General features: G+C 70.4%; 18 protein-coding genes. 8 read left to right on the top strand and 10 right to left on the bottom strand.

The window, feature by feature from the left end; genetic code table 11:
- Positions 1 to 10: 10 nt before the first annotated feature.
- The 3 genes from E6R18_RS09250 to E6R18_RS09260 all read left to right on the top strand — a co-directional run bounded on the left by E6R18_RS09250 (position 11) and on the right by E6R18_RS09260 (position 2,395).
- Positions 11 to 853: a helix-turn-helix transcriptional regulator gene (locus E6R18_RS09250; RefSeq protein ID WP_136316372.1), complete on the top strand. Its 843-nt coding sequence runs from the start codon at positions 11 to 13 to the stop codon at positions 851 to 853.
- Positions 834 to 1,106 carry a DUF397 domain-containing protein gene (locus tag E6R18_RS09255; RefSeq protein WP_136316373.1) on the top strand — a complete coding sequence of 91 codons (273 nt, stop codon included), beginning with the start codon at positions 834 to 836 and terminating at the stop codon, positions 1,104 to 1,106. The genes E6R18_RS09250 and E6R18_RS09255 overlap by 20 nt, the downstream gene beginning before the upstream one ends.
- Before the next feature lie 383 nt (positions 1,107 to 1,489).
- Positions 1,490 to 2,395 carry an RICIN domain-containing protein gene (locus E6R18_RS09260; protein ID WP_136316374.1) on the top strand — a complete coding sequence of 302 codons (906 nt, stop codon included), beginning with the start codon at positions 1,490 to 1,492 and terminating at the stop codon, positions 2,393 to 2,395.
- Positions 2,396 to 2,488: 93 nt separating this feature from the next.
- Here the strand turns inward: E6R18_RS09260 and E6R18_RS09265 are convergent, their stop codons facing one another.
- The 4 genes from E6R18_RS09265 to E6R18_RS09280 form a co-directional block, all read right to left on the bottom strand.
- The gene (locus E6R18_RS09265) at positions 2,489 to 2,689 is read right to left on the bottom strand and encodes a hypothetical protein (RefSeq protein ID WP_136316375.1); all 201 of its coding nucleotides are present in this window, start codon (positions 2,687 to 2,689) and stop codon (positions 2,489 to 2,491) included.
- A gap of 86 nt (positions 2,690 to 2,775) precedes the next feature.
- Positions 2,776 to 3,669 carry an SDR family oxidoreductase gene (locus E6R18_RS09270; RefSeq protein ID WP_136316376.1) on the bottom strand — a complete coding sequence of 298 codons (894 nt, stop codon included), beginning with the start codon at positions 3,667 to 3,669 and terminating at the stop codon, positions 2,776 to 2,778.
- On the bottom strand, positions 3,666 to 4,616 hold the full coding sequence (locus tag E6R18_RS09275; RefSeq protein WP_136316377.1) for an alpha/beta fold hydrolase: 951 nt from the start codon (positions 4,614 to 4,616) through the stop codon (positions 3,666 to 3,668). The genes E6R18_RS09270 and E6R18_RS09275 overlap by 4 nt, the downstream gene beginning before the upstream one ends.
- Positions 4,613 to 6,139 (bottom strand): NAD(P)/FAD-dependent oxidoreductase, encoded by a 1,527-nt coding sequence (locus tag E6R18_RS09280; RefSeq protein ID WP_136316378.1) that lies wholly within the window; start codon positions 6,137 to 6,139, stop codon positions 4,613 to 4,615. The genes E6R18_RS09275 and E6R18_RS09280 overlap by 4 nt, the downstream gene beginning before the upstream one ends.
- A 194-nt stretch (positions 6,140 to 6,333) precedes the next feature.
- Here E6R18_RS09280 and E6R18_RS09285 point away from each other — a divergent pair, with 194 nt between their 5' ends.
- A complete protein-coding gene (locus E6R18_RS09285) occupies positions 6,334 to 7,119 on the top strand; it encodes a MerR family transcriptional regulator (protein WP_240799676.1) in 786 nt (261 codons plus the stop codon).
- Positions 7,120 to 7,261: 142 nt separating this feature from the next.
- Here the strand turns inward: E6R18_RS09285 and E6R18_RS09290 are convergent, their stop codons facing one another.
- A complete protein-coding gene (locus E6R18_RS09290) occupies positions 7,262 to 8,077 on the bottom strand; it encodes an exodeoxyribonuclease III (RefSeq protein WP_136316379.1) in 816 nt (271 codons plus the stop codon).
- A 117-nt stretch (positions 8,078 to 8,194) separates the two neighbouring features.
- On the opposite strand from E6R18_RS09290, the gene E6R18_RS09295 reads away from it, so the two are divergent.
- A complete protein-coding gene (locus E6R18_RS09295; RefSeq protein ID WP_136316380.1) occupies positions 8,195 to 8,689 on the top strand; it encodes a GNAT family N-acetyltransferase in 495 nt (164 codons plus the stop codon).
- A 114-nt stretch (positions 8,690 to 8,803) separates the two neighbouring features.
- On the opposite strand, the gene E6R18_RS09300 is transcribed toward E6R18_RS09295, so the two are convergent.
- Complete coding sequence (locus tag E6R18_RS09300; protein WP_136316381.1) at positions 8,804 to 9,277, bottom strand: hypothetical protein; 474 nt, start codon at positions 9,275 to 9,277, stop codon at positions 8,804 to 8,806.
- A 151-nt stretch (positions 9,278 to 9,428) separates the two neighbouring features.
- On the opposite strand from E6R18_RS09300, the gene E6R18_RS09305 reads away from it, so the two are divergent.
- Both E6R18_RS09305 and E6R18_RS09310 read left to right on the top strand, forming a co-directional pair.
- The gene (locus E6R18_RS09305) at positions 9,429 to 10,676 is read left to right on the top strand and encodes a histidine kinase (protein WP_136316382.1); all 1,248 of its coding nucleotides are present in this window, start codon (positions 9,429 to 9,431) and stop codon (positions 10,674 to 10,676) included.
- The gene (locus E6R18_RS09310) at positions 10,661 to 11,308 is read left to right on the top strand and encodes a response regulator transcription factor (protein WP_136316383.1); all 648 of its coding nucleotides are present in this window, start codon (positions 10,661 to 10,663) and stop codon (positions 11,306 to 11,308) included. Before E6R18_RS09305 ends, E6R18_RS09310 begins: the two co-directional genes overlap by 16 nt.
- A 6-nt stretch (positions 11,309 to 11,314) precedes the next feature.
- On the opposite strand, the gene E6R18_RS09315 is transcribed toward E6R18_RS09310, so the two are convergent.
- A complete protein-coding gene (locus E6R18_RS09315) occupies positions 11,315 to 11,833 on the bottom strand; it encodes a TetR/AcrR family transcriptional regulator (RefSeq protein WP_240799667.1) in 519 nt (172 codons plus the stop codon).
- Between E6R18_RS09315 and E6R18_RS34780 the strand changes: the two genes are divergently transcribed.
- A complete protein-coding gene (locus tag E6R18_RS34780; RefSeq protein ID WP_240799668.1) occupies positions 11,827 to 12,024 on the top strand; it encodes a hypothetical protein in 198 nt (65 codons plus the stop codon). The two genes, E6R18_RS09315 and E6R18_RS34780, sit on opposite strands and share 7 nt — an antisense overlap.
- Positions 12,025 to 12,205: 181 nt before the next feature.
- Here E6R18_RS34780 and E6R18_RS09320 read toward each other — a convergent pair whose 3' ends face one another.
- From E6R18_RS09320 to E6R18_RS09330, 3 genes are read right to left on the bottom strand one after another with little or no spacing between them, the layout of a single operon-like run.
- Complete coding sequence (locus E6R18_RS09320; protein ID WP_136316384.1) at positions 12,206 to 15,466, bottom strand: type I restriction endonuclease subunit R; 3,261 nt, start codon at positions 15,464 to 15,466, stop codon at positions 12,206 to 12,208.
- Positions 15,463 to 16,641: a restriction endonuclease subunit S gene (locus E6R18_RS09325; protein ID WP_136316385.1), complete on the bottom strand. Its 1,179-nt coding sequence runs from the start codon at positions 16,639 to 16,641 to the stop codon at positions 15,463 to 15,465. Before E6R18_RS09325 ends, E6R18_RS09320 begins: the two co-directional genes overlap by 4 nt.
- On the bottom strand, positions 16,634 to 18,256 hold the full coding sequence (locus tag E6R18_RS09330) for a class I SAM-dependent DNA methyltransferase (RefSeq protein WP_136316386.1): 1,623 nt from the start codon (positions 18,254 to 18,256) through the stop codon (positions 16,634 to 16,636). The genes E6R18_RS09325 and E6R18_RS09330 overlap by 8 nt, the downstream gene beginning before the upstream one ends.
- Between the last annotated feature and the right edge of the window lie 5 nt (positions 18,257 to 18,261).

Genomic DNA, 18,261 nt, shown 5'->3' on the forward strand with positions numbered 1-18,261 from the left:
GCGGTCGGCGGTGGCCAAGGACATCGATGGTTCGGCGGGGGTCCCGCAGTTCTACGGGAAGGAGCTCCGGTACCAGAGGGAGGAAGCGGGCCTGACGCTGGAGAAGCTGGCAGAGGGCAGCTTCTTCGGTATCGGCATGCTCAGCGAGGTCGAACACGGCAACCGCCGCATGCCGCCGGAGCTCGCGCAGCACGTGGACCGCGTGCTGGGCACGGACTTTTTCACGAGGCGTTGTGAAGACGTGCGGGAAGCTCGCCGCAAGGGCCATGCCCCGTTCTTCGCTGGGGTCGCGGAAGCGGAGCTCCGTGCCCGGGCCATCAACGAGTGGTCGGGCACTCTAATCCCGGGGCTCCTCCAGACCCCGGCCTACGCGCGAGCCGTCATCCAGGCGACGCACCCCCTGGACACGCCGGAGGAGGTGCAGGCCAAGATCGATGCCCGGCACGAGCGAGGCAAGCTGTTCGGCGACCCCAAGAAGCCCGAGTACTGGGTGGTACTGCACGAGTCACTGATCCGCCATCCGCTGCTCGAACCGGCGGATATGGCCGAACAGTTGGACCACATCGCCGCCATGGTGCGAAGCCGCCGGGTCGTTGTGCAGATCCTTCCGTGGAATGCGGCCACCCGCCCCATCAGCGAGCTGCCGCTGCTACTCATGGACTTCGACGACGAACCGCCGCTGCTCTACACCGAGGGCCCCTACCACGGGCAGACCATCGACGATCCGGGGCTCGTTAAGCAGTACCGCAAGACATACGATCGCCTCAGGGCCGCCGCGCTGCCGCCAGAGGTGTCCCTCGCCCTGCTAGAGAAGGCGGCTGAGGAGTTCCGGCATGGCCAGCACCACCCTTGATCTCAGCGCCGCGCGCTGGCGCAAGAGCAGCTTTAGCAACGGCTCTGGCGGGAACTGCCTCGAAGTGGCCCAGGACTTCGCCAGCTGGCGCAAGAGCAGCTACAGCAACACCAGCGGCGGCAACTGCCTCGAAGTAGCCGACGGTCACCCCGGACTCGTCCCCGTCCGGGACTCCAAGCGGCCCGACGGGCCTGCCCTCATCCTCGATGCAGCCGCCTGGACGCCGTTCATCGAGGCCGTCAAGGCCGCCTGAGGCAACACCCACGCAGCAAGAGCGCGCCCGGAACGACCGGGCGCGCTCTTCTTGTTCCTGGCCCCATCGCAAAGCGCTCCCGCCAACACACGGCGGCCCCCGGCGTGTTCGCCTTCCTTTATCAGGTCATGCGGCGATTGGATGAGGATTGATCCACTGCGCCCCGCCTCAACTCGTCCCGAAGCCCGCCGTCCACTGGTACGGGACGCCCCTTCGTTCCAGGGCACGACTCGGGGCTCGACCTCATATTCAAGGAGTACAGCCGAATGCCAGAGCTGCCGAAACGAAACGTCACCAGGCCCGTCAGCTCGCGGCCGGCCAAGCCCCTTCGAAACAACGATGCGGCGAACCTCGATTCCGCCCGTGCCGCACTGGCTCGCGCCATGGCGGCGCAGCGTGCCGAGAACGCCGAGAACGAGGCGGGCCGGAGCGCACCGGCGCAGGGCCCCGCAGACCCCGCGGACCCCGGCACCACGCAGCCGCCCGCGGAGTCGGCTCATGAGATATCGCCGGCCGCCGCCCCTCGTCGCCGGGCGTTCTCGCGACGGACGCGGATCCTGGCCGCGGTCGTCGGAGTGGTGGCCGTTGCTGTCGTCGCGGGTGTGGCTGTTACGGCCGGCGGGGGCTCCGACAGCTCCAGCCCTCGGGCCGACGCGCCTGCCGAAGGTCCCGTACGGCCCGACAGCGAGGCCGAGGAAGCCGGGGACCGGTCGCCGCTGCCGGGGGCTTCGACGGCGGAGCAGTCGGCGTCCCCTGCCGTCACCCCGTCCGCCACCGCCTCCTCGTCATCGGGCACGGAGCCCCGGAGCACGCCCGGTCCGGGCAGGAGCACCGCCTCCGCCGGATCCGGAGCGTCGTCGGACGCGGACGGCTCCGGAACGGACGGCGCCCCCAAACCGGGCAGCGGCAAGGGCGGCGGTTCGACCGAGGTCCGCGGCTTCCCTCTGGCCGTCGAGGCGTCGGGCAAGTGCCTGACCGGCGCGGGCTCGGGATCGCAGCTCGTGGCGTCCGTCTGCGACGGTTCGTCCGGCCAGTCCTGGGTTCTCGATCGCGACGGCAGTCTGCGGCTGGGAGCCCTCTGCGCAACGCTCACCGGAACCGAGGACCGTACTCCGGTCGTCCTGAGCGGCTGCACCGGGTCTTCCGTGCAGCGCATCAGCCTTTCGGGTACGGCGCTGGTGTCCGCGTCCACCGGCAAGTGCCTGGATCTCTTCGGAGGGGCGAGCGGCTCCCAGATCGTGCTCTGGGAGTGCAACGGCCGTGACAACCAGCACTGGAGTGCCGCCTGACCGCCCCGCAGCACGGAACGTCAGGCAGCAGGAGGGGCGCGCCCGGAGGTGATCCGGGCGCGCCCCTCGGCGCGTAAGGCAACCGTCGACCGGTCAACGGTCGAAGCGCTCCCGCATGTCGTCCGCGGTGCCCTGCGCACGGTCGCGGCCCTGCTCGGCCGTGTTCCGGGCCTTGTCGCGGCCCTCGCCGCCCTTGCGGTCCTTCGACTGCTTCTGGCCCTGGTCCTGCGCCGTGCTCTTCGCCTGGTCGGCGAGGTCCTTGGCCTTGTCCTTGAACTGGTCGGCGATGCCCATGCTGTTCACTCCTATGTGGTGCGTGGGGGACGGCCCCGGTGGGGCCTCGACCAGATTCACACGGCCCGACACGCCCCGCATGTCGATCAGTTACGCTGCGTACGCGCCGAGCGTTCGTCCTGGTCAGCAGCGCCGCCCGCACCGACGAGGCCCTTGCTGATGCCCTCCAGGCGGGGGCCGAAGCGGCGCATCTCACGCTGGCCGACGACGCCGATGAGCGTCGGCAGGTAGCCGCGTACGGACTGCATGCCGCGCAGCCACCACTGGGCGTAGACGTGGGCGGAGCGGCGCTCGATGCCGGCGACGATGCGGTCGACGGCGGGGCCGAGCGGGTACGTGCGGTTGGCGGGCCACGGGAGGCGCTGGCGCAGGTCGCGCATGACGTCGTCCTCGTCGGCGCCGCGGACCATGTCGGTGTCGGTCCAGGAGAGGTAGCCGACGCCGACCTTCACGCCCCGGTAGCCGACCTCGGCGCGCAGACTGTGCGCGAAGGCTTCGACGCCCGACTTGGAGGCGCAGTAGGCGCTCATCATCGGGGCCGGGGTTATCGCGGCGAGGGAGGCGATCTGGAGGAAGTAGCCGCGGCTCTCCATGAGGACGGGCAGGAAGGCGCGGGCGGTGACGGCGCCGCCGATGAGGTTGACCTCGATGACCCGGCGCCAGGCGACGGGGTCGGAGTCGATGAGGGGGCCGCCGGTGGCGACGCCGGCGTTGGCGACGACGATGTCGACCTTGCCGAAGCGGGCTTTGACCTCCTGGGCGACGCGGGCCATGGCCTCGTGGTCGGTGACGTCGGCGTGCCAGTGGTCGCTGTCGCCGTGGAGGCGTTCGGAGACCTTCTTCAGCTCGTCCGGTTCCAGGCCGACGAGGGCGAGGGTGGCGCCGCGGGCGGAGAGTTTGCGGGCGAGCAGTTCGCCGACGCCGCGGGCCGCGCCGGTGACGACGACGACCTGTCCTTCGAGATTTCCCCTGCCGCTCATGCGACCTCCTCCTTGCCCTCGACGTCAGTGGTGTCCCGTTCCGGGAGGACCGGGAGGTACGTGGTCACCAGTTCCCGTATCTTCGCGGTGACCACCTCCGGCGCCTCCACCGGAGTCATATGGCCCATGCCCGTGAGCTCGGTCAGCCCCAGGCAGTCGGGCAGCGCCGCCGCGAGCGCGCGGGCGTGGACGGGCGGGGTGAGCCGGTCCTCCGTACCCGCGATGACGGCGGTGGGTACGCGCAACTCCCGTACGCCCGCGTCGAGATCGAGGTCGGCGAGGACGTGGCCCCAGGCCACCCGGGGTATGCGGGGGCAGGCGTGCACGATACGGGCACAGGTGTCGACCCGGTCGGGGGCCGAACCCGCTCCCATCGTCCCGTACTTGAGTATCCGGCGGGACATCGGTGTCACCGGTCCGAGGGGGGCGCGGGCGCCGAGGATCGCGCGGGTGAGCCGGGTGCGTACGGCACCGGCCCGCATCGGGACGACGAGCGATTCGGCGAGGAGCCGGGAGCTGCCGGTGCTGCACAGCAGGACGGCGGCGGCGTGCTCGCGCAGCTCGGGGCGGCGCGAGGCGGACATGATGGTCATGCCGCCCATGGAGTGTCCGGCGAGTACCGCCTTCTCGCCGGGGGCGAGGGTGGCGGCGAGGACCGCTTCGAGGTCGTCGGCGAGGGCGTCGGTGCTGTAGCCGTCGCGGGCGGCGGCGGGCGAGGTGCCGTGGCCGCGCTGGTCGTAGGCGATGACGCGGTGGTCGACGGCCAGGTCCCTTGTCTGGGCGTCCCAGAAGTGGGTGTTGCAGGTCCAGCCGTGGGAGAGGACGACGGCGGGGGCGCCCTCCTGGCCGTGCACCTCTATGTGTATGCGGGAGCCGTCTGCGGAGACGGCGAGGAGTTCGCGGGCGGGCACGGGCCGGCGGCCGGCGACGGGCAGGGGGCGGCTCATCGGGCCACCTCCTCGGCGACGGCCTCGCCCGCGGTGCGCTGGGCCGGGAGGGCCGGGCGCAGGACCTGGTACTCGGAGACGTCCACGGTCCGGGTCGCCTTGCGGAACTCGGCGGTGGTGCCGGGCCAGACGGTGGTGTTGCGGCCGTTGGCGTCCAGGTACCAGCTGTTGCAGCCGCCGGTGTTCCAGACGGTGCGCTTCATGCGGTCCTGGACGCGGCGGTTCCAGGCGCTGACGGCGGAGGGGCGGGCGTCGAGGGCGACCTTGCCGCCGAGGACGTTCAGCTGGCGCAGGTAGTCGGCCATGTAGTTCAGCTGGGACTCGATCATGAGGATCATCGAGGAGTTCCCGAGGCCGGTGTTGGGGCCGATGATCGTCATCCAGTTCGGGAAGCCGGCCGCGCTCGCGCCGCGCAGCGCCTGCATGCCGTCCTTCCAGGACTCGGTGAGCGTCATGCCGTCGGCGCCGGTCACGCGCTCGGCGATCGGCATGTCGGTGACGTGGAAGCCGGTGCCGAAGATGATCGCGTCGACCTCGGCCTCCGTACCGTCGGAGGCGACGACCGTCGAGCCGCGGACCTCGGCGAGGCCGGAGGCGACGACGTCGACATTGGGCTGGGCGAGGGCGGGGTAGTACGTGCTGGACAGCAGGATGCGCTTGCAGCCGATGCGGTAGGAGGGGGTGAGCTTGGCGCGCAGGGCGGGGTCCTTGATGGCGCGGGCCATGTTGGACTTGGCTATCCGCTCGACCAGGCCGAGCTGGTCGGGGTGCTTGGTGAAGGCGCTGACCTGGAGTTCCCGGATGCCCCAGAGCAGTCCGCGGCGGGCGGTGCCGGTGGCGGGGAGGGCGCGGTGCAGCCGGCGCTCGAAGCCGCTGATCTTCCGGTCCATGCGGGGCATGACCCAGGGCGGGGTGCGCTGGAAGAGGGTGAGCTTTCCGGCCTTCGGCTGGATCGCGGGCACGATCTGGATGGCGGAGGCGCCGGTGCCGATCATCGCCACGCGCTTGCCGGTGAGGTCGGCGTCGTGGTCCCAGCGGGCGGAGTGGAAGACCTTGCCGGGGAAGTCGGCGAGACCGGGGATGTCGGGCATCTTCGGGTCGGAGAGCGGGCCGGTCGCGGAGACGACGACGTCCGCGACGACGGTGGTGCCGTTGGCGGATTCGATGACCCAGTGCAGCTCGTCGTTGTCCCAGCGCATCTGCGTCACCTCGTGGTCGAGGCGGATGTGCGGGCGCAGCCCGAAGGTGTCGGCGACGTGCTCCAGGTAGGCGCGGATGTGCTCCTGCCCGGAGAAGGTGCGCGGCCAGTCGGGGTTGGGGGCGAACGAGAAGGAGTAGAGGTGGGACGGTACGTCGCAGGCGCAGCCGGGATAGCTGTTGTCGCGCCAGGTGCCGCCGACGGAACCGGCCCGCTCCAGGACCACGAAATCGGTGATGCCTTCGCGGCGCAGCCGGACTGCCGCTCCGAGGCCCCCGAATCCGGATCCGATCACCGCCACGCGTACATGCTCGTGCTGGGCCATGCTGCCGCCTCCCGCGGTACGTCACACGACTCTGCCAGCAATCACTGGCATTGTTGGGAGACTAGAGCAGCTTCGTACCGATGGGTAGGGGGCGGACGCGGGAAAGTTACCGGCGGTACAACATGCGGCTTCCGCACCGGGGAGGCGGATAGGGTGCGGGGGTGGCAGAAGGAAGCGAGCACCGCGAGTACCGCATGGAGGAGCTGGCCGAGGAGGCCGGCATCCCCGTACGGACCCTGCGTTTCTACCGGGAACGCGGCCTGATCTCGCCGCCCCGCCGCGAGGGCCGCATCGCCTGGTACGACGACCACCACCTGGCCCGCCTGCGCACGATCACCGGGCTCCTGGAGCGCGGCCACACCCTGACCGGCATCGCCGACCTGGCCCGCACGTTCGAGAGCGGGCGCGATGTGGCGGAGGTGCTGGGCCTGGGCGAGCCGACCGAGGAGGTCCCGGTCCGGCTCACGCCCGAGCAGCTGGCGGACTACTTCGAGGACCAGTCCACCCCGGAGAACCTGGCGACCGCCCTGGAGCTGGGCTACCTCGGCACGGACGGCGAGGAGATCGTCCACATCAGCCGCCGCCTGCTGGAGGTGTCGGCCGAGCTGGTACGGGAAGGCGTCCCGCTCGCCACGGTCCTCGCCACCGGCCGCCGCGTCCGCGAGCACGCGGAGGCGCTGGCCGACCTGTTCGTCTCGGTGCTGCGCGAGTACAGCACGGAGCCGGAGACCGAACCACCCCAACTGCGCCCCCTGGCCCGCGCGGTGATGGACGCGGAACTGTCGATGGCCCTGGACCGGAGGCTGCGGCGGGAGAGGTCGGAGGAGGCGGGGTCGGGGTCGGGGTCGGGGTCGGAGGACTCTGCGCCGGAACCGAGACCGGAGGAAGCCGTGCCGGAGCCGGGGCCGGGACCGGAGGAAGCCGTGCGGGGGCCGAAGCCGGCACCGGAGGAAGCCGTACCGGGGCCGGGGAAACCGTAGCCGGAGCCGGGGGAAGCGTAGGCGGGGCCGGGGAAACCGTAGCCGGAGCCGGGGGAAGGGCAGGCGGGCGGTGCGCGGGTGACCCGGCCCTCGTCCGGGTAAGCAACTGGTAGGGGCACACCGCCCTCGCCGTACCCCGCCCCTACTGCCCGTACACCACCGTCACGGGCGCGTGGTCGCTCCACCGCTCGCCGTGCGTGGCGGCCCGCTCGACCCATGCCTTCACGGCGCGGGCGGCGAGTCCGGGGGTGGCCACCTGGTAGTCGATGCGCCAGCCGGTGTCGTTGTCGAAGGCGCGCCCGCGGTAGGACCACCACGAGTACGGGCCTTCCACGTCCGGGTGCAGGGCGCGTACGACGTCGACGTACGCGGCCTCCGCGAAGACCCGGGTCAGCCACTCCCGCTCCTCGGGCAGGAAGCCGGAGTTCTTGCGGTTGGCCCGCCAGTTCTTGAGGTCCGCCTCCTGGTGGGCGATGTTCCAGTCGCCGCAGACGACGACCTCGCGTCCCTCGGCGGCGGCGCGCGCCTTGAGCCCGACGAGGTAGAGCAGGAAGGCCGCCATAAAGCGCTCCTTCTCGTCCTGCCGCTCGGTGCCGACCTCGCCCGAGGGCAGGTAGAGGCTCGCGACCGTGACGCCGGGCAAGTCGATCTCGACGTACCGCCCGCTCGTGTCGAACTCCTCGCACCCGGCGTGCCCGTGACCGCCGAAACCGATCTGCACCCGCTCCGGGGCGCGCCGCGAGTAGACCGAGACCCCGGCCCGGCCCTTGGCGGCGGCCGGTGCGTGGACGGTGTGCCAGCCCTCGGGCTCACGGACCTCCGCCGGCAGCTGCTCGGGCTCGGCGCGCACCTCCTGGAGGCAGATCACGTCGGCGTCGGTCTGCGCCAGCCACTCGACGAAGCCCTTCTTGGCCGCGGCGCGGAGACCGTTTACATTCACGGAGGTCACGGTGAGCAAAACATGCTCCTAAGGTTCACAGGCGTTCAGAGAGTGCGCAGCACACTGTCGGAGGTCACAGTGAGCATTCCGGCACGATACCGACGAACGATGCCGCATACATGTACGATACCCCGCATGAATATCCAGGTCCGGGCCTTCGACCATCCCGATGCCGTCAAACTCAACGATCGCGTGCAGCTCGAATACGCCGAGCGCTACGGCGACGAGGGCGACATCACACCGCTGGACGCGACGATGTTCGACCCGCCTCACGGTCTGTACCTGATCGCGTACGACGCGTGGGAGCAGCCGGTGGCCACGGGTGGCTGGCGCTCCCAGGAGCGCAATGAGGAGGGCTACTCGGACGGCGACGCCGAGCTGAAGCGGATGTACGTCATACCGGAAGGCCGCGGCCAGGGCCTCGCCCGCCGCATCCTGGCCGCCCTGGAGGCGGACGCCCGCGCCGCCGGCCGCACCCGCATGGTCCTGGAGACCGGCGACCGTCAGCCGGAGGCGATCGCCCTGTACCTCTCCAGCGGCTACACCCCGTGCGAGAAGTTCGGCCACTACCGCACGTACGACAGCAGCCGCTGCTACGCGAAGCCCCTGCGGGAGAGCGGGCCGGCCTGACCGGGGCGTCCGCTTGCGTTGAAGCGCACTCCAACGGCCACACTCCCTGCCACGGCCACCGAACGGCGGTGACCTCCCCCTGGCCGGTGCGTCCCAGGGGGCCGTGCGGGCCTCTCAGCCCGCCTCGGGCGCCTTGGGGCTCTTGGGGCTCTTGGGGCTCTTGGGGCTCTTGGGGAACGCCGCCTTCAGGGCCGCCCCCCGGGTGAGGAACGCGACGCGGATCACGGGCAGCACGCACAGCGTCTGCACCACCGCGTACCAGGGCGGGCACACGCCCGGGATCAGGTCGACGCCGATGATCGCGACCGGCACGATCACCGCGAGGGTGCTCACACGCTCGAAGGCACGGCGGGAGCCCTGGGCGGCGGATGCGGTGATCCGGAGGATCACGTAGGCGATCACCGGCAGCAAGGCCGCGCGGACCCACATGAAGGTGTTCACCGTGTGGCCGGTGGCCGCCACCACGACGACCGCGACGAGAGCGGCGGCGCCGAGTACCCCGTAGAGCCTGACACTGCTCCGCGCCGATTCGAGGGCCCGTCGGGCGGCGGGATTCTCTGCGGGCCGGGTGTTCGTCTGGAAGTCCATGCCGACGACGCTATGAACCGCTGGTCCGGCTCGGTATGCGTCTGGGCGCACAAGGGGGTGGGGCTGGACCCACTCCTGCGCCGAGCAGGGCCTCGGGGCGTTCCGTGCGGTGCAGAGTGGGGGCACCGGAGAGAACGCGGAGGGATGGACGATGAGAGTGCTGGGTTCGTGGCCGGCCCGGGCGGGCGTGGGTTTCGTACGGGCGTGCGCCGTCGCCGCCGTCACGCTGCTGGTCCCGGCCGTGTGGGCGGGGGCGGTGGCGCTGGGGGTGTGGTGGGGGCCGGCGAACCCGTGGTCGTGGGTGGCTCCCGTTCTGCTGGTGGGCAAGGGTTCGCTCCTCCTGTCGCGGCCGGTCTGCCGGGCCGTCCGCTTCCTGGCCGCCCGCTGGTCGGGCACCGGGATCGCGTCCGGTTACCGCGAGGCCCCGCCGGTGACGCGGATGGCCACCGGCCACTGGTGGAACGGCTTCGACTACCACCGCACCCGCCGCGACGCCCTCATGGACCAGCGGTGGCGGCTGCGCTGGAAGGACCCGGCCAACTGGCGTGACTTGCGGTTCACGGTGATCGCCCCGTTCGCTGCGGGGCTCGTGGCGTGCGTCCCGCCGGCGGGGGTGGTGCTGGCAGCCGCCGGGTTCGGCACGGGGGCCGCCGGCCGGGTCATCGGCCTCGCCGTGGCCGTCGCCTCCGCCCCGTACGCCTGGCGGCCCCTCACCCCGGCCGCGGTTCGCTTCCTGCGGCCGTCCGCGCGGATGGCGCTGGCGGACCGGGTGGACGAACTGACCGGCCAGCGCGCGGACGCGACGATCGCGCAGGCCGCCGAGATCCGCCGCATCGAGCGCGACCTGCACGACGGGGCGCAGGCCCGGCTCGTCGCGCTCGGGCTCTCGCTGGCCACGGTGGAGAAGCTGATGGAGACGGACCCGGACCGGGCCAGGGCGCTGATGCGCGAGGCGCGGGCCGGCGCCACCGCCTCACTGGCCGAGCTGCGCGACCTGGTCCACGGCATCAACCCGCCCGTGCTCAACGACCGGGGCCTGGTCGACGCCGTACGGGCCCTGGCCCTGGACAGCCCGCTCGAAACGGAGGTGAGCGCCGACGTGCCGGGGCGACTGGACGCGCCCGTCGAGTCGGCCGTGTACTTCGGCATCGCCGAACTGCTCACCAACGCGGTCAAGCACGCCCACGCGACCCGGCTGCGGATCTCCCTCGTCCAGGACCGGGCCGGCCTGGTGGCCGAGACGGAGGACGACGGGCGCGGCGGGGCCGTCGTCCGGGACGGCGGCGGACTCGCCGGGCTGCGGCGGCGCCTGGCGGTCTTCGACGGCACCCTGGACATCACGAGCCCGGCCGGCGGCCCGACCCGGGCGAGGATCATGGTGCCATGCGCATCGTTGTAGCCGAGGACCTGTATCTCCTGCGTGACGGCATGGTCCGCCTCATCGAGGCGTACGGCCACGAGGTGGTGGCGACGGCCGCCACCGGTCCCGAGACGCTGGCCGCCCTGCGCGAGTGGCGGCCGGACCTCGCCGTGGTCGATGTCCGCATGCCCCCGACGCAGACGGACGAGGGCCTGCGAGCCGCCCTCATCGCCCGCACCGAGCTCCCCGGACTGCCCGTGCTGATCCTGTCCCAGTACGTGGAGCAGCTGTACGCCCGCGAGTTGCTGGCCGACGGGTCGGGCGGGGTCGGCTACTTCCTGAAGGAGAGCGTGTTCGACGCCGACCAGTTCATCGACGCGCTGGAGCGGGTCGCGGCCGGGGGTACGGCCATGGACCCGGCGGTCATCGCGAAGCTGCTCTCCAGCGGCTCGTCCCACCGCCGCCTCGGCGGGCTCACCGAGCGCGAGCACTCCGTGCTTGCCCTGATGGCGGAGGGCCTGTCCAACCAGGCCATCGCGCAACGCCTGTTCCTCAGCGACAGCGCGATCAGCAAGTACACGACCTCGCTGTTCGGCAAGCTCGGCATCACGGACGACGGCACCGGCAACCGCCGCGTGCTCGCCGTGCTGGCCTACCTGAACAATCCGTAACGGCCCTCACGGCAGCAGCGAGTCCGCGAGCGCCGTCGCGGTGGCCTCGTCCAGGGGCGCGTGGCCGAGCAGGAACCTGTACCAGAAGACCCCGTAGACCTGGTCCACCATCAGGTCGAGGTCGCGTACCGGCTCCAGCTCGCCGCGTTCCCGGCCGCGCTCCAGCACTTCGCGCAGGGCCGCGCGGCGGGTCTCGGTGGACTCCCGCATGGGCACGGCCACCTGGGGGTCGCGGGCCGCTCCCCGGGCCAGGGTCCGCGGCGCCGGCCCCACGGGGGGCCGCTGGGCCCCGGCGAACGTGGCCGCGACGACCGCCCGCAGATCGTCCCGCAGGTCCCCGTGGTCCGGCGCGGGCACCGCCTGCTGGGCGCGTTCGCCGAGCGCCTCCAGCAGGACGGCCCCCTTGGAGGGCCACCACCGGTAGAGCGCCTGCTTCCCGACCCCGGCCTCCCGCGCGGTGGTCTCGACGCTCACCGAGTCGCCCTCCGCCTCCCCGGGCAGGCGCAACGCGGCGGAGGATGGCACGTCGCGCCGCCTCGTTGCGCCGGCGCCCGGTCACGGAACTCTTCGACGGCCTCGCCAAGACGACCCCGGCGGGCCGGGTGGGCCACGCCGCGTACGTCGCCCAGGCCATCCACTCCCTCGCGACGAACGGCTTCGTCACCGGCGTCGTACTCGACTGCACGGGCGGCGCGAACCTCCCGACGGACCGCTGAGCGAAGGAGGCGACGGGATGGCCCGACGTGAGTCCGCCGGGTTGTCGGGTGCTAGGCGTCGTCGCAACACCCCAGCTCAAGGGGTGGCATGGACTTCGAGATCCGAGAGGACCGGCAGCCGCTGCCTGGTCGGCCTGGACAAAGTTGCGGCACTTCGCACACGTGCGAGTGGGACTGCGGCTCAGTCCTCCTTCATTTCCTTCGTGGACCACTCGTTGGCGAAGTGTTCCATCTGCTTGAGGACCAGGTTGATGGCCTCCGGCGCCTGGTCCGGCGGGTAGTTGCGGCGGGCCAGGAGGCGCTTGATGGCGCTGCGCAGGCGGGCGCGTACCGGCTCGCGGGCGATCCAGTCCGGCTTCAGCTTGCTGCGGACCTCCGCGACCAGCTCGCGGGCCACCCCGGCCAGTACGTCGTCGCCCATCACCGATTGCGCCGTACCATGGTCGGCCAGAGCGTCGTAGAAGGCGAGCTCGCGCCAGTCCAGCGGCGGCTCGAACTTCTCGCCGCGCCGGGCGTCGTCCATGACCTCCTTCGCCATCTCGACGAGCTTGGCGATGAGCTCGGCGCTCGTGTACTGCTGCCGCATGTAGCGGACCATCAGGTCCTGCAGCCGCTCGGAGAACGTGGTGCGCCGGACGACGTTGTGCCGCGTCACCTCACGCATCTTCCGCTCGATGAGCCGCCGCAGCGCCTCTGCGGCCAGGTGCGGGGTTTCGCTGTTCTGCAGCTGTGCGGCGAGGGCGCCGTTCAGGTGCGTCAGGTCGGCGGTCTCCAGGCCGGCCTCGGCGAACAGGTCCGTCACGCCGCTGGTCTCGACGACCGAGGACGTCAGCTGCGAGAGGTACAGCTCGATGTCGCGGGCGACGGGCAGGCCGCGGGCCTCACGGTCCATCGCGTCGTACTTCGCCATATAGGCGCGGACCTCGACGAAGAACTGGACGTCCCGCCGCCAGGCCAGGTGGTCCGGGAAGCGCTCGCCGATGTTCTTGGCGCTGGCGGACAGCGCGTAGAAGCGCTCCAGGCGGTGGGCGTGCTCGCGGAAGCGACGGCCGAGCGTCCGGCGGGGGTCGTCGAGCCCGTCCGGGTTGTTGCCGGCTGTGCGCGGGTCCCGCAGGTAGTTCGCGGCCTTGATCGCGGCGTCGATGAACGCCGTCTTCGACGGCGTCTCCAGCCGCTTGCGCCACTCGAAGCCGCGCAGGATGTCGGCGAGGATGTCGTACTCGTTGCGCAGCTCGTCCAGGGCCCGGTCGACGTCCTGGCCGAGGGTGCGGTCCTGCTGGTCCGCCTCGGTGTACTCCGCGATGGCACGCTGGAGGTTCTCGGTCAGCGGTGCGTACCCGACGAGGAGGCCGTCCTCCTTCGCGCGGAAGCGTCGGTTGACGCGGGCCAGGGCCTGCATCAGGTTGGCGCCCTTCAGCGGCCGGTCCAGGTACATCGTGTGGACCGGCGGGGCGTCGAAGCCGGTCAGCAGCATGTTGTTGACGATGAGCAGCTCGAGCTCGTCGTCGGGGTCCTTGGCGCGGTTGACGACCGCCTTGCGCCTGCTGTCGCTCAGGGCGTGGGCCAGGAGGTGGGCAGGGTCCTTGCGCGAGTTCGAGGAGAAGACGATCTTCATGGCGCCCTTGTCGACCTCGTCGCTGTGCCACTCGGGCCGCAGCTCGCGCAGGGCGTCGTAGACGCGGACGCAGATCTCCCGGGTCGCGCACACGACCATCGCCTTGCCGGCCGCGCCACCCGTCTCGGAGGCACCGACGAACGGCTGCATCCGCTCCCGCCGTGCCTCCCAGTGCTCGACGAGGTCGGCGGCGAGGTCCCTCACACGGGCGGGCGCGCCGTACATGGCGTTCATCGTCGCGACGGCCTGCTCGACCCGGCGGCGCTCGGTGTCGTCGAGGCCGTCGGTGATGCGGTCGGCCTCCTCGTCGATCGTCGTCGGGTCGACGTCCTCGTCCAGTACGAGCTGGATGACGCGGCTCTCGTGGAACACCTTGACGGTCGCGCCGTCGTCGGCGGCCCGCTTGAGGTCGTAGACGTCGATGTAGTCGCCGAACACTTCGCGGGTGTTGCGGTCGGCCTCGGAGATCGGGGTGCCGGTGAAGGCCAGGAGCGTGGCGTGCGGGAGCGCGTCGCGCAGGTGGCGGGCGTAGCCGTCGAGGGAGTCGTAGTGGCTGCGGTGCGCCTCGTCGACGACGACCACGATGTTGCGGCGGTCGGAGAGCAGCGGGTGGTCCGCGCCGGCGTCCTTCTCCTCCTTGGTACGGCCGAACTTCTGCAGCGTGGTGAAGAGGATGCCGCCGACGCGCTTGGCAGCGAGCGCCTCGCGCAGCTCGGCCCGGGTGAGGACCTGCTTGGGCGCTTCCGGGAGGATCTCGCTCTCGAGGAACGTCGAGTACAGCTGGTCGTCGAGGTCCGTGCGGTCGGTGATGACGACGACCGTCGGGTTCAGTAGTGCCGGGTCCTTCATCACCATGGTGGTGGTCAGGACCATCTCCTCGGACTTGCCCGACCCCTGGGTGTGCCAGACGACGCCGGCCTTCCCGTCGCTCGCGGATGCCTCGCGGACGGCCTCCGCGGCTCGGGTCACCGCGTGGAACTGGTGGGGCTTGGCGATGCGCTTCGTCCGCTTCGATGGGACGAAGTTGATGAAGGACCGGATGAGGGAGAGGAAGCGCGGCTGGGTGAACAGGCCGTGCACGGCCAGGTTCTGGCCCGAGTCCGCTATCCCCTCGGCGTCGAACGGGTCGACGCGCGCGCCGAACTCGTCCGTGTTCCACGGTGCGAAGTGCTCGTACGGGGTGAAGGGTGTGCCGTACTTCGCCGTGATGCCGTCGGAGAGCAGGACCACCGAGTTGTGGCGGAAGGCTGTAGGGAACTCCTCCACGTACCGGGTGATCTGCGAGTGCGCCGTCTGGAGGGTGGCGTCCTCGTCTCCGGCGCGCTTCAGCTCCAGGACGGCGAGGGGCAGGCCGTTGACGTAGAGGACGACGTCGAAGCGGCGGTTCTTCTCGCCGTCGATGACGGTGACCTGGTTGACGGCGCGGTAGACGTTCGCCTCGGGGTCGTCCAGATCGACGAGGCGGATGGTCGGGTTGTGCTCGGCGCCGAAGGCGTCGGTGTACGTGACGGAGCGGATGCCGGCGGTGAGGTAGCCGTGGGCGGTGCGGTTCTCCTCGTACGTGTCCTGCGACGCCGGGGTCGCGGCGGCGGCGACGGCGTCCCGGACGGCGTCCGGGGGGAGGGCGGGGTTGAGCCGCTCGACGGCCTCGGTGAGGTCCGGGTACAGGATGAGGTCGTCCCACGACTTGCGGTGGCCGGAACCGGGGGCGAGCTGGTTGCCGGGGGTGTGTTCCCAGGCGAGCTCGCCGAGCTCTTCGAGGGCGAGCAGTTCCCAATCGGACTCGTGGGGGCGGTGGTTCTGGCCATCGTCGTCGGGGTGCGTCATGTGTTGTCCTCGACAATCTTCTCGGCGTCCTTGACGCGGAGGCGGCCGGACATGAGCTGGGGGAGGAGGGTGTCGCGGAGGGTGGCGAGGGTCTGCGATTCCCGCCGCGCGAGCGCCGCACGGCTGCCCAGGCTCTGAATCTGCCGGCCCGTCTCCCCGAACCGGCGGGGATCGACCACCTGGGTCGCCAGTACCTCTGCCGGGCGCACTCGCTGATGGCTCTTCGAGGTTCCTGTCACCTTCGAGGCGAGCTCGTCCAAGAACGCTTGCTGAGCCGTGACCGCCCACAATTCGTGGGAGGTCACGGTACCGCGGGGGGTCAGGACAAGGAATTCGGTCGAGGCCAGCGAAGTAGTGCCGGGCTTCGGCGCCACGTTCCACACACGAGGGATATCAGGATTCAGCTTCGACAGCAGCACAGCCGGTTCAGCGACAGAGAATTTACCGCTCTTGATCAATTCCGGGGCTGTGCGCTCAGGCGATTTCCCCGCGTCGAACGCCGGGAGGCTGTAGAGGTCGACAGCGTCATCGGTGATCCCCTGCGGAGAAACCTGCTCCCTTCGCAACGAACAGACCTCTTCGAGGCGGACGCGCGCCTCCCAGCGTTCTCCGGATGCGAGGGCCAGGGACAGGTCTTCGGCTGTGGCAGCAAGTCGTTCATTGACGACGATCTTGTCGTCCAGCGCTCCAAGCACAGCGGAGATCGCCTGCTGGGCCGCCTTCGCCGAAGGAACGCGCAACCGGGCGTTGGCCAGCGTGGTGGCGCTGGCGTTGGGCTGCGCCGACTTGTCGCCGGTCACCGCTCGCACGTATTCGGTGAACTGGCTGTCTTTCAACAGGTACCCGACGAAGCGGGAATCCACCGCGTTCGAAATTTTCAGGCGAACCAAGTAGGACGCGAACACAGCGTCCGGGGGGCTCTCGATCCACTTGCTGGCCCCTGTTGTGGCACCGGTGCGGGCGATGACGACGTCTCCCGGGTGGAGCCGGTACTTCTCCGCCTGTTCCGCACTTGCCTGAACGAACGGAACCCGGTTCCAGGAGAGTGATCCATGCACGATGTCCGTGATGCGGAGAAATCGCGGCCCGACAGGAGCTTCCGTCGCACTGGCGGTGAGACCGTAGTCGACCGATGAGCAAATATCGCGAAGCCGAACCTGGATCCAGTCAGACATCAATGTTCCTCATCTGGTCACGGACCGTCTTCTCCAGCGACGCCGACTCCTCGAACAACTCGTACAGCTCTTCCGTCAGCTTGGTGATCCTCTCCGCCACCGCCTCCGCGCCCTCTTCTTCCGCCGCAACGGACCCCACGTACCGCCCCGGCGTCAGTACGTACCCGTGTTCCCTGACCGTTTCCAGGTCGGCCGAGAAGCAGAACCCGGGCTCGTCCTCGTACGCCAGTCCCTCTGCGCGCGCGGATGCCGTGCCTCGCCACGCGTGATACGCGGCAGCGATCTTCACCAGGTCGGCCTGCGTCAGAGTGCGCTCCGTCCGGTCGACCATCTCGCCCATCCTTCGGGCGTCGATGAAGAGGATCTGGTTACGCCGGTCCTCCAGGCCCTTCGCGCCCTGCGGGCTCTTGTCCTTGGTCAGGAACCACAGACACGCCGGGATCTGCGTCGTACGGAAGAGCTGGGATGGCAGCGCCACCATGCAGGCCACCAGATCCGCCTCGACCATCGCCTGGCGGATGTCGCCTTCACCGCTCGACTGGGAGCTCATGGAGCCGTTGGCCAGAACGATGCCGGCCGTGCCCCGCACGCCCAGCTTCGAGACCATGTGCTGGAGCCAGGCGTAGTTGGCGTTGTTCTTCGGCGGGACGCCGAACTTCCACCGGAGGTCGCCCTCGTCCCGCGCCCAGTCCTTGATGTTGAACGGCGGATTGGCCATGACGAAGTCGGCCTTGAGGTCGGCGTGCTTGTCCTCGGCGAAGGTGTCGCCCCAGCGGGGGCCGAGGTTGCCGTCGATGCCGTGGATGGCCAGGTTCATCTTGGCCAAGCGCCAGGTGCGTTCGTTCAGCTCCTGTCCGTAGATCGAGAGGTCGGCCTTGTGGCCGCGCCCCCGATGGGCCTCGATGAACTTGGCCGCCTGGACGAACATGCCGCCCGAGCCGCACGCCGGGTCGTACACGCGCCCCTCATACGGCTCCAGGATCTCCACGATCAGCTGGACTACGGACCGGGGCGTGTAGAACTCGCCGCCCCGCTTGCCCTCCGCACGGGCGAAGTTGCCGAGGAAGTACTCGTACACCTCACCCAGCACGTCTTGCGCCGGCTTGTCCTCGCTGCCGCCGAAACGCGCGTCGCTGATGAGGTCGACCAGCTCGGCCAAACGCTTCTGGTCGACGCTGTCGCGGTTGAAGATCTTCGGCAGGACACCCTTCAGCGAGGCGTTTTCCGCCATCACGGCGTCCATCGCCTCGTCGAGCAGCTTGCCGACGCCCTGGCTCTTGGCGTTCGCCGCGATCCACGACCAGCGAGCGGTCTCCGGGACCCAGAAGACGTGCGCGCCGGTGTACTCGTCGCGGTCCTCCAGGAAGTCGTCCATCCTCTCCTCGGTGATGCCGTCGTCGGCAAGCTCCGCGGCCAGCTCGCTCCGGCGCTCGTCGAAAGCGTCGGAGACGTACTTCAGGAAGATCAGGCCGAGAACGAACTCCTTGTACTGGGCGGCGTCGATGGAGCCGCGCAGCTTGTCCGCGGCCTTCCACAGGATCGCCTGGATCTCCTTGGCGGTGGAGGCGCTGAACAGCTCCGCCTGGTCGGTGGGCCTCTTCGCAGCGGTAGCCATCGGGC

The sequence above is a fragment of the Streptomyces sp. A1277 genome, assembly GCF_004795015.1.
GTDB lineage: Bacteria > Actinomycetota > Actinomycetes > Streptomycetales > Streptomycetaceae > Streptomyces.